The sequence below is a fragment of the Thauera phenolivorans genome, from assembly GCF_001696715.1.
GTDB classification, from domain to species: domain Bacteria; phylum Pseudomonadota; class Gammaproteobacteria; order Burkholderiales; family Rhodocyclaceae; genus Thauera; species Thauera phenolivorans.
The window spans coordinates 308,409-320,979 of the sequence record NZ_MBFM01000005.1; the positions used below are offsets into that span (position 1 = coordinate 308,409).

Below are 12,571 nucleotides of genomic sequence, written 5' to 3' on the forward strand. Positions count from 1 at the left end.
TTGAGGCCTTGTGCGCGCCGGACGCGGCCGGCGAGAAGCTGCTGCGGCAGGCGATCGGCGGGCTGAAGCTGTCCGCCAGGGGGTATCATCGCGTGCTACGGGTGGCACGCACGCTCGCCGATCTCGCCGGAGCGGGGCGCCCCGGCCCCGCCCACATCGCCGAGGCGATCCAGTACCGTCGCAGCCTCGATTCGCGCTGAGGGCGCCGGGGATGGCGACGGCGTCGGCGCGCCGCGCCCTCCAAGAACAACGACAACAGGCCGATGCCCTTCAGTTCGATAAGCCGCTGGCTGCCGCTGGTGCTGGCGACCCTCTCCGCCATCGGTCCGTTCGCGATCGACACCTACCTGCCGGCCTTCCCGGCGATTGGCACCTCGCTCGGCGCGACCCAGGTCGAGGTGCAGCAGACCCTCACGGTGTACATGCTCACCTTCGCCGTCATGGTGATGTGGCACGGCTCGCTATCGGACCGCTTCGGCCGCCGTCGGGTGCTGATCGTCGCCTCGGGCGCCTTCGCGTTCGCCTCGGCCCTGTGCGCGCTGGCGCCGACGATCGAGTGGCTGTGGATCGGACGCGCCGCGCAGGGCGTGTTCGGCGGTGCCGGGGTGGTGGTGGGGCGCGCGGTGGTGCGCGACCTCTATGACGGGGCCCAGGCCCAGCGCCTGATGGCGCGGGTGATGACGATCTTCGCGGTGGCCCCGGCGGTGGCGCCGATCATCGGCGGCGCCCTGCTAGAGCTCGCCGGCTGGCGCTCGATCTTCGTCTTCCTCGCGCTCTTCGGCGCCATGCAGACCTGGCTCACCTGGCGCTTCCTGCCCGAGAGCCTGCCCGAGGATGCCCGCCAGCCGCTGCATCCGGTCGGGCTCGCGCGTGCCTACGGCGCGGTGCTGTCGAATCGCGCCTTCATGCTGCTGAGCCTGGCGACGGCGCTGAACTTCAACGGCTTCTTCCTCTACGTGATGTCGGCGCCGGTGTTCATCATCGACCACCTCGGGCTGGGCAGCACCGCCTTCGGCTGGCTGTTCGTGCCGGGGGTGGCGGGGATGATGGCGGGCTCGATGCTGGCGGGCAGGCTCGCCGGGCGCTGGTCGACCGGGCGCACGATCGCCGTCGGCTACGCGCTGATGCTGGCGGCGGGCCTGCTCAACGTCGCGCTGTCGGCGCTGCTGCCGGCCGGCTTGCCGCAGTCGGTGCTGCCGATTCCGCTGTTCACCCTCGGCATGGCGATGGCGATGCCCTCCCTGAGCCTGCTCGCGCTCGATCTCTTCCCCGCCCGCCGCGGCATGGCCTCGAGCTGCCAGAGCTTCCTGCAGATGGGGCTCAACGCGGCGGTCGCCGGTGCGGTGGTGCCGCTGCTGTGGGGCAGCACGCTGTCGCTCGCGGCGGGGATGTGTCTGTTCGCGGGCCTCGGTCTGTTCGCCTTCCTTGCCTGGGCGCGGCGCGCCGCGGCGTGAAGCCTCAGCACTGCTGCCAGGGCAGGCCGTCGAAGCGCCAGCCGCTGACGCTGTTGCGGTGGTGGTGGTCGTCGAGCTCGCCCTCGAAACCATGGGCGACGTTGTAGATCTCGCTGAAACCGGCGGCGAGCAGGGCCTCGCCGGCCGCCTCCGAGCGGTTGCCGCTGCGGCAGATGAGCAGGATCGGGCGCTGGCCGCCGTTGCCGGCGAGTTTCTTCACCTCGCCGACGAAGTGCGGGTTGATGTCCCAGTCGGGGCCGTCGTTCCACGACACGTGGATGGCGCCGACCGGATGGCCGACGAAGAGGAATTCGATCTCGCTGCGCACGTCGATCAACAGGGCGTCGGGCGTGGCCTGGAGGAAGGCATGGGCCTCCTTCGGGGTCAGGTGTTTCATCGGCTTGTCTCCTTTGGCGCAGGATTATATTCGGAATTGCCGATGCGCCATGACGCCGGGCTCAGCCCGCCTCGCCGAGATAGGCGGCGCGCACGCCGGGGTCGGCGAGCAGGGCCTCGCCGCTGCCGGTGAGGATCAGCCTGCCCGACGCCATCACGTAGCCGCGCCCGGCGAACTCGAGCGCGAGCCTGGCGTTCTGCTCGACGAGCAGGACCGTGACGCCCTCGCGTGCCACCGACTGCACGACCTCGAAGATCTTCTCCACCAACAGCGGGGCGAGGCCCATCGAGGGCTCGTCGAGCAGCAGCAGCCTGGGCCGCGACAGCAGCGCGCGACCGATCGCCAGCATCTGCTGTTCGCCGCCAGACAGCGTGCCGGCGACCTGGTGCAGGCGCTCCCTCACCCGCGGCAGCAACGTGTAGACGCGCTCGAGGTCGGCCTCGATGCCGGCGCGGTCCTTGCGGCTGTAGGCGCCCATGCGCAGGTTCTCCGCCACCGTCAGACGGGTGAAGATGCCGCGGCCTTCGGGTACCAGGGCGATGCCGCGGCGCAGGCGCTCGTGCGCCGGCACCGGGTTGATGCGCTCGCCGGCGTAGAGGATGTCGCCGCCGGTGAGCGGCAGCACGCCGGCGATCGCGTTCAGCGTGGTGGTCTTGCCGGCGCCGTTGGCGCCGATCAGGCAGACCAGCTCGCCCGTCCGCAGTTCGAGCTCGATGCCCTTGACGGCCTGGATGCCGCCGTAGGCGACACGCAGCTCGCGGAGCTGCAGCAGCGGGCCGCTCGTGCTGCGGGTGTCAGTGGCCATGCCTGCCTGCGCCGAGATAGGCGGCGATCACCGCCTCGTCCTTCTGCACCACCGCCGGCACGTCTTCGGCGATCTTGCGGCCGAAGTCGAGCACCGCGACGCGGTCGCACAGGCCCATGACCAGCATGACGTCGTGCTCGATCAGCATAACGGTGACGCCGTCGGCGCGGATCTGCTCGATCAGCTGTCTGAGCTGGCCGGTCTCGGTGGCGTTCATGCCGGCGGCCGGCTCGTCTAGCGCGAGCAGCTGGGGTTCGGTGGCGAGCGCGCGTGCGATCTCGAGCCGGCGCTGATCGCCGTAGGGCAGGTTTTTCGACACCACCCCGGCGAAGCGGCCGATGCCGACGTAGTCCAGCAGCTCGTGAGCGCGCGCCGTGGTCCGCCGCTCCTCCTCGCGGGTGTGGCGGCTCTGGCCGAGGATGCCCCAGATGCCCGCCTTCGTCCGGATGTGGTGGCCGGCCATGACGTTCTCGAGCGCGGTCAGCTCGCGGAACAGGCGGATGTTCTGGAAGGTGCGGGCGATGCCGCGGCCCACCACCTCGTGCGGCTTGCCCGCGGGCAGCGCGCTGCCCTTGAACACGAACGCGCCGTCGTCGGCCACGCAGGCGCCGGTCAGCACGTTGAAGAGGGTGGTCTTGCCCGCGCCGTTGGGGCCGATCAGGCCGTACACCTCGCCCTCGTTGATGGTCAGCGACACTTCGGACAGCGCGTGCAGGCCGCCGAAGCGCTTCTGGACCTTGCGGGCCTCGAGCAGTGGGCTCACCGCCCTGCCTCCCGGCCCGGCCGCGGGCCGCGGGTGCGCGCAGGGCGTCGTCCCGCGGCGCGCGCCGCGAAGCCGATGGGGGTCTGCTTCATTCTCGATTCGCCCTCGCTGTGCTTGCAGTCACTTACCCCGCCGTCGTTGCAAAATGCGCGGCTTCGGAGGATTCTAGCCGAGTGATCGGACGCGCTGGCGAGTCCCGTCGGCGCTTCGCATGGAGATCTTCCCCGATGAAGCGATTTCTCGCCTGGCTGTGCGCCCTGTTGTCCGCGATCGGACTGAGCGCCTGCGACCAGTTCCACATCCGCGAACTCCAGCCCGGGGTTTCGAGCTCGCACGAGGTGCGCGACCGCTTCGGAGCGCCGCAGATGGAGTGGCGCAACGAGGACGGCTCCGTGACCTGGGAGTATTCCCGCCAGCCCGAGGGCACGGAGTGCTTCATGATCACGATCGGCCCGGACGGCATCCTGCAGCGCATCGAGCAGGTGCTCAACGAGGCGCAGTTCGCCCGCGTCGAACGCGGCATGGTCGGCGACGAGGTGCGCCGCCTGCTCGGCAAGCCGGCTTCCAGCCAGTTCCTACAATTGAAGCAGGAGACCGTGTGGGAGTGGCTGATCGATGTTCCCCCGCCGGGCGGGGATCGCGTCTATTTCACGGTCAATTTCAACACCGACGGCCGCGTCACCGGCACCGGCCGCTATGTGAAACCGGGGCGCTGAGATGAACGCGAATCGACTGCCCGCCGCGCGCGTGCGCGGCGTCGGATTGCTCCTGTTGCTGATGCTCGCGATGCTGCTGAGCGGCTGCGCGGTGTTCCGGCCGCCGCCGCCCTACACCACCGAGGCGGATGCGCTCGCGGACCGCGGCGAGCCGACCCGACGTTGGACGAACGAGGACGGCACCACCGTGCTCGAGTATTCGACCCAGCCCAACGGCTACACTTGCCTGATGGTCGAGGTGGACCGAAGCGGCGTCGTGCTGCGCCAGTGGGACGCCTTGTCCGAGCGCAACCTCGCCGAGGTCCGCCCCGGCATGAGCCGCGAGGAGGTCGACCGCATGCTCGGCGAGCATCGCTCGGAGCAGACCTTCCGCCTGTCGGGCGAGGAGGTGTGGGACTGGAACATCTACAACGACGGCCCCGGCATCGCCACTCTGTTCAACGTGCACTTCATCGACGGCAAGGTGGTGCGCACCAGCCGTACCTACGTCTATCCGAACGACGGCGGGCTGTTGGGCGGCTACTACTATGGCCGTCCCTACGGCTACGGTTTCTGGGGGGGCTATCCCTTCGGCTGGCCGTATCGCGCCTATCACCCCTACGCCCCCTGGTTCTTCTGGTGATCGACCGTGGCCCGGCTGCGCCGGATGCGGCGTTGTAGGAGCGCAGCCCTCTGCGCGATTGCAGCGGTGGCGCGGCTACCGGGGCGCGCCCGCTTGGCAAGGGATCGCGGGAATGGCTAGAATTGCGCACTTGCCGAGGAGCGTTGCGACCCGAACAGGCCCCGCGGGCCGGCGGGCCAGGCTCGGCAACCGATTCAACGGCGCTCGCAGACCCTTGCCGGTTTGTGGCGCCGTTCGCTTTTGTGTCCCGCTGCAGCCGGCCAACCTTGCGCGCAAGATCGCAGAACCGAGGTAACCGCCATGCAAGCCGACTGCAGCACCGAATTCCGCCAGCTTCTCGCCGAGCGCATCCTGATCCTGGACGGCGCGATGGGTACGATGATCCAGCAGGAGAAGCTGGGTGAGGCGGACTATCGCGGCGATCGCTTCCTCGATCACCCGAAGGACCTCAAGGGCAATAACGACCTGCTCGTGCTGACCCGTCCCGAGGTGGTCGCCGGCATCCACCGCGCCTATCTCGAGGCCGGCGCCGACATCATCGAGACCAACACCTTCAACGCCACCCGCGTGTCGCAGGCGGAGTACGGACTTGAAGCGCTGGCCTACGAGCTGAACGTCGAGGGCGCGCGTCTGGTGCGCCAACTGTGCGACGAATACACCGCGCAGGATCCCGCCAAGCCGCGCTTCTGCGCCGGCGTGCTCGGCCCGACCTCGCGCACGCTGTCGATCTCGCCGGACGTGAACGATCCCGGCTACCGCAACATCAGCTTCGATGCGCTCGCCGACGACTATTACGATTCGGCGAAGGGCCTGCTCCAGGGGGGCGCCGACCTCCTGCTGATCGAGACGGTGTTCGATACCCTGAACGCCAAGGCCGCGGTGTTCGCGATCGAGAAACTGTTCGATGACCTGGGCCGGCGCTGGCCGGTGATGATCTCCGGCACGATCACCGACGCCTCCGGCCGCACGCTGTCGGGCCAGACCGCCGAGGCGTTCTGGAACTCGCTGTCGCACGCGCAGCCGATCAGCTTCGGCCTCAACTGTGCGCTCGGCGCCGACCAGTTGCGCCAGTACGTCGAAGAGCTGTCGAACGTCTGCGACACCCATGTGTCGGCCCACCCCAACGCCGGCCTGCCCAACCCGCTGTCGCCCACCGGCTACGACGAGACCCCCGAGCACCTCGCCGGCCAGATCAAGGAATGGGCGCAGAGCGGTCTGGTGAACATCGTCGGCGGCTGCTGTGGCACCACGCCGGCGCACATCGCGGCGATCGCCGCGGCGGTCGAAGGCCTCGCCCCGCGCAGCGTGCCGACCATCGACAAGAAGCTGCGTCTGTCGGGGCTGGAACCCTTCAACGTCGGCGGCGATGCCCTGTTCGTCAACGTGGGCGAGCGCACCAACGTTACCGGCTCGAAGGCCTTCGCGCGCATGATCCTCGAAGGCCGCTTCGACGACGCGCTCGCGGTGGCGCGCCAGCAGGTGGAGAACGGGGCCCAGGTCATCGACATCAACATGGACGAGGCGATGCTGGACTCGGTCGCCGCGATGGAGCGCTTCTGCAAGCTGGTGGCCACCGAGCCCGACATCTCGCGCGTGCCGATCATGCTCGACTCGTCGAAGTGGTCGGTGATCGAGACCGGCCTCAAGTGCATCCAGGGCAAGGGCGTGGTCAACTCGATCTCGATGAAGGAGGGCGAGGCCGAGTTCCTGCGCCAGGCCCGGCTCGCACGCCGCTACGGCGCCGCGGTGATCGTCATGGCCTTCGACGAGCAGGGCCAGGCCGACACCTTCCGCCGCAAGACCGGGATCTGCGAGCGCGCCTACAAGTTGCTGGTGAAGCCGGTGGCCGAGGGTGGCGCCGGCCTCCCGCCGGAAGACATCATCTTCGACCCCAACATCTTCGCGATCGCCACCGGCATCGAGGAGCACGACAACTACGCGGTCGACTTCATCAACGCGGTGGCGTGGATCAAGGAGAATCTGCCGTACGCCAAGACCTCGGGCGGGGTGTCGAACGTGTCCTTCAGCTTCCGCGGCAACGACCCGGTGCGCGAGGCGATCCACACCGTCTTCCTGTACCACGCGATCAAGGCCGGTCTGTCGATGGGCATCGTCAACGCCGGCCAGCTCGGCGTCTATGACGAGCTCGATCCGGTGCTGCGCGAGAAGGTCGAGGACGTGGTGATGAACCGCAAGCCCGCATCCGGCCAGAACCCGGGCGAGGTGCTGGTGGAGATGGCGCAGTCGGTGAAGGGGCAGGCGAAGGAATCCGCGCAGGACCTCGCCTGGCGCGAATGGTCGGTGGAAGAGCGACTGTCGCACGCGCTGGTCAAGGGCATCACCGAATTCGTCGTCGCCGACACCGAGGAGGTGCGCGCCAAGCTCGAGGCCGAGGGCGCGCCGCCGCTGGCGGTCATCGAAGGCCCGCTGATGGCGGGCATGAGCGTGGTCGGCGACCTCTTCGGGGCGGGCAAGATGTTCCTGCCCCAGGTGGTGAAGTCGGCGCGGGTGATGAAGCAGGCGGTCGCCCACCTGATCCCCTACATCGAGGCCGAGAAGCTGCGCACCGGCGCCGCCAGCAAGGGCCGCATCGTCATGGCCACGGTGAAGGGCGACGTGCACGACATCGGCAAGAACATCGTTGGCGTGGTGCTCGGCTGCAACGGCTACGAGGTCATCGACCTCGGCGTGATGGTGCCGGCGACGAAGATCCTGGAAGCGGCGAAGGAACACGGCGCGCAGGCGATCGGCCTGTCCGGGCTGATCACCCCCTCGCTGGAGGAGATGAGCCACGTCGCCGCCGAGATGAAGCGCCAGGGCTTCGAGGTTCCGCTGCTCATCGGTGGCGCCACCACCAGCCGCAACCACACGGCGATCAAGATCGCGCCCCACTACGACCAGCCGGTGGTCTACGTGCCCGACGCCTCGCGCGCGGTCGGCGTGGTCACCGCGCTGCTGTCCGCGGGCCAGAGCGAAGCCTTCAAGGCCGAGATCGCCACCGACTACGAGAAGATCCGCGCCCTGCACGCCAACAAGAAGGGCGTGCAGCTGGTGAGCCTCGAGGCGGCGCGCGCCAACGCCTTCCGCACCGACTGGACCGCCGAGCCGGTCGCCGCCTGCAGCACCGCGCACCAGGCGGGCTTCCGCCCCTACCAGCCGGTGCGGCCGAACATGCTCGGCGTGCAGGCGATCGACGTCGAGCTCGCCGAGCTGGTGAACTACATCGACTGGGGCCCCTTCTTCCAGACCTGGGACCTCGCTGGCCGCTTCCCCGCGATCCTCGACGACGAGGTCGTGGGCGATACCGCGCGCAGCGTCTTCGCCGACGGCAAGGCGATGCTGGAGAAGGTCATCGCCGAGGGCTGGCTGCAGGCGAAGGCGGTGTTCGGCCTCTTCCCCGCGAACGCGGTTGGCGACGATATCGAGATCTACACGGGCGAGGACCGCAGCGAGCTCGCCATGGTGTGGCACGGCCTGCGCCAGCAGCACGAGCGTCCCGCGGGCAAGCCGCACTGGTGCCTGGCGGACTTCGTCGCCCCCAGGGACGCCGGCGGCGTGCCGGACTGGATCGGAGCCTTCGCGGTCACCGCCGGGCTGGGCATCGAGGCCAAGCTCGCCCAGTTCGAGGCGGCGCACGACGACTACCACGCGATCATGCTCAAGAGCCTGGCCGACCGCCTCGCCGAGGCCTGCGCCGAATGGCTGCACGAGCGCGTGCGGCGCGAGTGCTGGGGCTATGCGGCCGACGAGGCCCTCGACAACGCGGCGCTGATCGCCGAGCGCTACCGCGGCATCCGTCCCGCACCGGGCTACCCGGCCTGCCCCGACCATACGGTGAAGGGACCGCTGTTCGAGCTGCTCGGCGCGCGCGAACGCATCGGTATGGAGCTCACCGAAAGCTATGCGATGACGCCGGCCGCGGCGGTGAGCGGCTTCTACTTCGCCCATCCCGAGAGCCACTATTTCGCGGTCTCGAAGATCGGTCGCGACCAGCTCGAGGACTGGGCGGCACGCACCGGCATGGAAGTGGACGAAGCGGCGCGCTGGCTGGCGCCGCTGCTGTGAGCACCGGGCGCGCCGGCCTGGTCCGCACGATGCGTGACCCGGGCCGGCGGGCGGTGTAGTATCAGTTATTTCTAATATTTAGACAAGGAAGCGCGCATGGCCACCCTCGACATCACCGCCGAAAACTTCAACGACACCCTCTCGCAGAACGGCATCGTGTTCCTCGACTTCTGGGCGGCGTGGTGCGGCCCCTGCCGCAGCTTCGCGCCGACCTATGAGGCCGCGAGCGAGACGCATCCCGACATCGTGTTCGGCAAGATCGACACCGAGGCCGAGCAGGAACTCGCGGCCACCTTCGAGATCCGCTCGATCCCGACCATCGCGGTGATCCGCGAGGGCGTGATGGTGTTCCGCCAGTCCGGTGCGCTGCCGGCGAAGGCGCTCGGCGAAGTGATCGAGGCGGTGCGCGGGCTCGACATGGATCAGGTGCGCGCGGAGATCGCCGCCCACGAGGCCCAGCAGCAGGGCTGAACGCGCGCCACCCCTGCGGCGGTCGCCGCCGCCACGGGGTGTCGACTCAGCTGCCCTGGGCCGCGCCGCCGGCCGTCGGCGAATTGAGCATCTCGTCGTGCTCGTGCATCTTCCACGGCAGGCTGCCCGGCGAGATGTGCAGGAAGTGCAGGTACTTCTCGAACTGGTCGAGGATGTCGTCGATGACCTGCTGGACCTCGAAGCCGTAGATGTCGTAGGACTGCCCCCCGCGGCGCAGGAAGACTTCGGCGCGATAGTAGTGCGAGGGGCTGTCCTCGGAAATCTCGGGGAAGGCGTACTCCGGCATCGCGTACTCGACCATCCGGATGTCGTAGATGAAGTCGATCTGGCCTTCCTTCATCACCTCGATGTAGGCGCGGCCGGTGTCCTTGTCGAGCACCACCTCCGACACCCAGCCCTGGGTGGCGAGCTCGCGCTGCACGTGCTTCATGCCCTCGGCGGCCACGCCGCCGATGAAGGCCTCGACCTGGCCGCGGTCCGGGAAGCGGACCAGCTCTTCCAGGCGTTTCTTCCAGGTGCCGGTGCCGGCGCGGCTGCGCGCCATGTGGGCCTGCAGCGACACCTCGCGGTGGCCTTCGATGATCAGCGCGCGCCACATGCCGAAGGCGGCGATCAGCATGATGATCGCGAAGGGCAGGGCGCTGGCGATCGTCATCGTCTGCAGCGCCTTGAGGCCGCCGGCGAGCAGTAGCACCGAGGCGACCACGCCTTCGGTGATCGCCCAGAAGGCGCGCTGCCAGGCCGGCGTATGCGCCGCGCCGCCGGAGGCGAGCGAGTCGATCACGAGCGATCCCGAGTCGGACGAGGTGACGAAGAAGGTCACGATCAGGATCACCGTGATGAAGGAGACGATCGAGGTCAGCGGCAGGCGCTCGAAGAGCTTGAACAGCGCCAGCGCATGGTCGGCCTGCACCTCGCCGATCAGCGCCGTGTAGCCCTCCACCATGATCAGGTGCAGCGCGGTGTCGCCGAAGATCGAGAACCACAGGAAGGTGAACAGCGAGGGCACCAGCATCACGCCGAAGACGAACTGGCGGATCGTGCGCCCGCGCGAGATCTTGGCGATGAACAGGCCCACGAACGGCGCCCAGGCGATCGTCCAGCCGAAGATGAACAGGGTCCAGTTGCCGATCCAGTCGCTGCGCGTGTAAGCCTGCAGGTTGAAGGTGCGCTCGATGATGTTGTTGAGGTAGGCGCCGGTGTTCTGCAGGAAGGTCTCGAGGATGAAGATCGTCGGTCCCACCGAGAACACGAACAGCATCAGGCCGACCGCGAGCACCATGTTCAGGATCGACAGGTTCTTGACCCCCTTGTCGAGGCCGGCGACCACCGAGATCAGCGCCAGCGCGGTGATCACCGCGATCGCGATCACCTGCACCGTGGTGCCGACCGGGATCGACGGCCACAGGTAGTTGAGGCCGGCGTTGATCTGGGTGACCGACAGGCCGAGGGTGGTGGCGATGCCGAACAGGGTGCCGAGGATGGCGACGACGTCCACCGTGTGGCCTATCGGGCCGTGGATGCGCTCGCCGATCAGCGGGTAGAGGGCGGAGCGCATCGACAGCGGCAGGCCGTGGCGAAAGGCGAAGTAGGCCAGCACCAGGCCGACCAGGCCGTAGATCCCCCAGATGTGGAAGCCCCAGTGGAAGAAGGCGATCTGCATCGCCTGGCGGGCGGCGTCGAGCGTCTCGGCCGCACCTTGCGGCGGCGAGGCGTAGTGCAGCACCGGCTCGGCGACGCCGAAGAAGAGCAGCGCGATGCCGTAGCCGGCCGAGAACAGCATCGCGAACCAGGCCGGGAAGCTGTACTGCGGGGTGGCGTGGTCGGGGCCGAGCTTGATGCTGCCCCAGCGCGAGAAGCCGATCGCGACGATGAAGACGAGGAAGATCGCCACCGCCAGCATGTAGAACCAGCCGAAGGTCTCGGTGATCCAGGCCAGGGTGGAGGCGAAGACCTCGCCGGCGAGCTCGGGGTTGCTGGCGGTGCCGATGACCAGGAGCAGGGTGACGATGACCGCGGGGGCGAACACCGGGATCAGGATGGTGGAACCGGGCTTGCTGGCCGCGTTCTGCATCATGCCTCCGGATTGAATGGCGGAAGACGGATTCGGACGAATGGATGTACGAACCGATCTTACGTGAGCCAGCCGATGGGTGGAATTCCTTCGTAGGGACCTTCGGCTCATCGAGCCGCAGCCGCTTGCAGAGGGGCCCGCGCGCGACGGTCCGGTCACCGTCCCCGCGGCGGCGCGCCGTCCGCGCCGCTACCCAATGCCTTCGCCGCCTGTCGGTGGATCGCGGCCATCGCCGGGTGCGACAGGCGACGCTCGGTGGTGATCGCGTAGATCTGGCTGCCCACGTCGGCGATCTCGCCCACCGCGCGCACGCCGTACTGCGCACACACGTAGTCCGCGATCGTGGTCGGCGCGACGAAGAAGCCGGCACCGCCCTGGCCGAAGGCCTTCATCAGGGCGCTGTCGTCGAACTCGGCGACGACCTGCGGCTGGATGCGCGCGCGCTCGAACCACTGCAGCAGCGGGGCGCGATGAGCGACGTCGGCGCCCGGCAGCAGGAAGGGCGCGCGGTCGAGCACGGCTGGCAGAGCGCCTTCGCGTCCGGCGGCGAGCGCCGGCGCGGCGAACACGGTGAGCGTGCTCTCGCCGAGCAGGGTGCTGTAGCCGCGCACGCTGATGTCCGGTGGGATCGGGCGGTCGGCGATCACCAGGTCCAGGCGGTGCACCGCGAGCTCGGCGAGCAGCTCGGCGAGCGGCGCTTCGCGACACACGAGGCGCCCCGGGCGGTCGACGCGCAGCGCGGGCTCGATCAGGCGATGAACGACCGACTTGGGCATCGAGTCCGGCATGCCGATGCGGAAGGGCAGGCTGCGGCGCAGCGCGTCGTCCTGCACCACCGCAACGATCTCGTCACCGAGCGCGAAGATCGCCTCCGCGTGGCCGAGGATGCGCTCACCGGCCTCGGTCAGCTCCAGCCGGCGGCCGGCGCGGCGGAACAGGCTCACCCCGAGCGCGGCCTCGAAGGTGGCGATCTGGGCGCTGATCGAGTGCGGCGCGAGCTCGAGCACCCGCCCGGCCTCGGCGATCGTGCCCACGCGCGCGACCGTCCAGAAATAACGCAGATGCCTGTAGTTGAGCTCCGTCATCGCGGCGGCCTCGTCGTTCCGTCGAAAAAATCGATTCAAGTACCGATATTAATCGACTTTTTATGGCTCGGGCTTTCCCCTAGGCTGAAGTCGTCTGC

At 68.7% G+C, this 12,571-nt stretch carries 11 protein-coding genes and 1 riboswitch; of the genes, 6 read left to right on the plus strand and 5 right to left on the minus strand.

Features of this window, described 5'->3' with window-relative positions:
- Together BB334_RS14485 and BB334_RS14490 are read left to right on the plus strand one after the other, a co-directional pair.
- A partial coding sequence (locus BB334_RS14485; RefSeq protein ID WP_456300361.1) for a magnesium chelatase subunit ChlI family protein occupies window positions 1-200 on the plus strand: 200 nt, incomplete at its 5' end.
- A 63-nt stretch (window positions 201-263) separates the two neighbouring features.
- Window positions 264-1,454 carry a multidrug effflux MFS transporter gene (locus BB334_RS14490; RefSeq protein ID WP_068809208.1) on the plus strand — a complete coding sequence of 397 codons (1,191 nt, stop codon included), beginning with the start codon at window positions 264-266 and terminating at the stop codon, window positions 1,452-1,454.
- 4 nt (window positions 1,455-1,458) lie between these two features.
- On the opposite strand, the gene BB334_RS14495 is transcribed toward BB334_RS14490, so the two are convergent.
- The 3 genes from BB334_RS14495 to BB334_RS14505 all read right to left on the minus strand — a co-directional run bounded on the left by BB334_RS14495 (window position 1,459) and on the right by BB334_RS14505 (window position 3,419).
- Window positions 1,459-1,851, minus strand: coding sequence for a rhodanese-like domain-containing protein (locus tag BB334_RS14495; protein WP_068809209.1), 393 nt, complete (start codon window positions 1,849-1,851; stop codon window positions 1,459-1,461).
- Window positions 1,852-1,912: 61 nt separating this feature from the next.
- Complete coding sequence (locus BB334_RS14500) at window positions 1,913-2,656, minus strand: ABC transporter ATP-binding protein (RefSeq protein WP_068809210.1); 744 nt, start codon at window positions 2,654-2,656, stop codon at window positions 1,913-1,915.
- The gene (locus tag BB334_RS14505; RefSeq protein ID WP_068809211.1) at window positions 2,646-3,419 is read right to left on the minus strand and encodes an ABC transporter ATP-binding protein; all 774 of its coding nucleotides are present in this window, start codon (window positions 3,417-3,419) and stop codon (window positions 2,646-2,648) included. The genes BB334_RS14500 and BB334_RS14505 overlap by 11 nt, the downstream gene beginning before the upstream one ends.
- Before the next feature lie 227 nt (window positions 3,420-3,646).
- Between BB334_RS14505 and BB334_RS14510 the strand changes: the two genes are divergently transcribed.
- From BB334_RS14510 to BB334_RS14525, 4 genes are all read left to right on the plus strand, one after another.
- A complete protein-coding gene (locus tag BB334_RS14510; RefSeq protein WP_068809212.1) occupies window positions 3,647-4,135 on the plus strand; it encodes a hypothetical protein in 489 nt (162 codons plus the stop codon).
- A gap of 1 nt (window position 4,136) precedes the next feature.
- Window positions 4,137-4,757, plus strand: coding sequence for a hypothetical protein (locus BB334_RS14515; RefSeq protein WP_068809213.1), 621 nt, complete (start codon window positions 4,137-4,139; stop codon window positions 4,755-4,757).
- 129 nt (window positions 4,758-4,886) lie between these two features.
- Window positions 4,887-4,970, plus strand: a riboswitch (S-adenosyl-L-homocysteine riboswitch).
- 87 nt (window positions 4,971-5,057) lie between these two features.
- Window positions 5,058-8,822 (plus strand): methionine synthase, encoded by a 3,765-nt coding sequence (gene metH / locus BB334_RS14520; protein WP_068809214.1) that lies wholly within the window; start codon window positions 5,058-5,060, stop codon window positions 8,820-8,822.
- Window positions 8,823-8,918: 96 nt separating this feature from the next.
- Window positions 8,919-9,293 (plus strand): thioredoxin family protein, encoded by a 375-nt coding sequence (locus BB334_RS14525; RefSeq protein WP_068809215.1) that lies wholly within the window; start codon window positions 8,919-8,921, stop codon window positions 9,291-9,293.
- A 46-nt stretch (window positions 9,294-9,339) separates the two neighbouring features.
- Here the strand turns inward: BB334_RS14525 and BB334_RS14530 are convergent, their stop codons facing one another.
- On the minus strand, window positions 9,340-11,391 hold the full coding sequence (locus tag BB334_RS14530; protein WP_198531265.1) for a BCCT family transporter: 2,052 nt from the start codon (window positions 11,389-11,391) through the stop codon (window positions 9,340-9,342).
- Between the two features lie 152 nt (window positions 11,392-11,543).
- On the minus strand, window positions 11,544-12,473 hold the full coding sequence (locus BB334_RS14535; RefSeq protein ID WP_068809216.1) for a LysR family transcriptional regulator: 930 nt from the start codon (window positions 12,471-12,473) through the stop codon (window positions 11,544-11,546).
- Window positions 12,474-12,571 lie beyond the last annotated feature (98 nt).

Bases quoted from the DNA above. Each gene is read 5' to 3' on its own strand.
- BB334_RS14530 (WP_198531265.1), bottom strand. From the start codon at position 11,391: ATGATGCAGAACGCGGCCAGCAAGCCCGGTTCCACCATCCTGATCCCG.
- BB334_RS14515 (WP_068809213.1), top strand. From the start codon at position 4,137: ATGAACGCGAATCGACTGCCCGCCGCGCGCGTGCGCGGCGTCGGATTG.
- BB334_RS14510 (WP_068809212.1), top strand. From the start codon at position 3,647: ATGAAGCGATTTCTCGCCTGGCTGTGCGCCCTGTTGTCCGCGATCGGA.
- BB334_RS14490 (WP_068809208.1), top strand. From the start codon at position 264: ATGCCCTTCAGTTCGATAAGCCGCTGGCTGCCGCTGGTGCTGGCGACC.
- BB334_RS14535 (WP_068809216.1), bottom strand. From the start codon at position 12,473: ATGACGGAGCTCAACTACAGGCATCTGCGTTATTTCTGGACGGTCGCG.
- BB334_RS14495 (WP_068809209.1), bottom strand. From the start codon at position 1,851: ATGAAACACCTGACCCCGAAGGAGGCCCATGCCTTCCTCCAGGCCACG.
- BB334_RS14525 (WP_068809215.1), top strand. From the start codon at position 8,919: ATGGCCACCCTCGACATCACCGCCGAAAACTTCAACGACACCCTCTCG.
- metH (WP_068809214.1), top strand. From the start codon at position 5,058: ATGCAAGCCGACTGCAGCACCGAATTCCGCCAGCTTCTCGCCGAGCGC.
- BB334_RS14500 (WP_068809210.1), bottom strand. From the start codon at position 2,656: ATGGCCACTGACACCCGCAGCACGAGCGGCCCGCTGCTGCAGCTCCGC.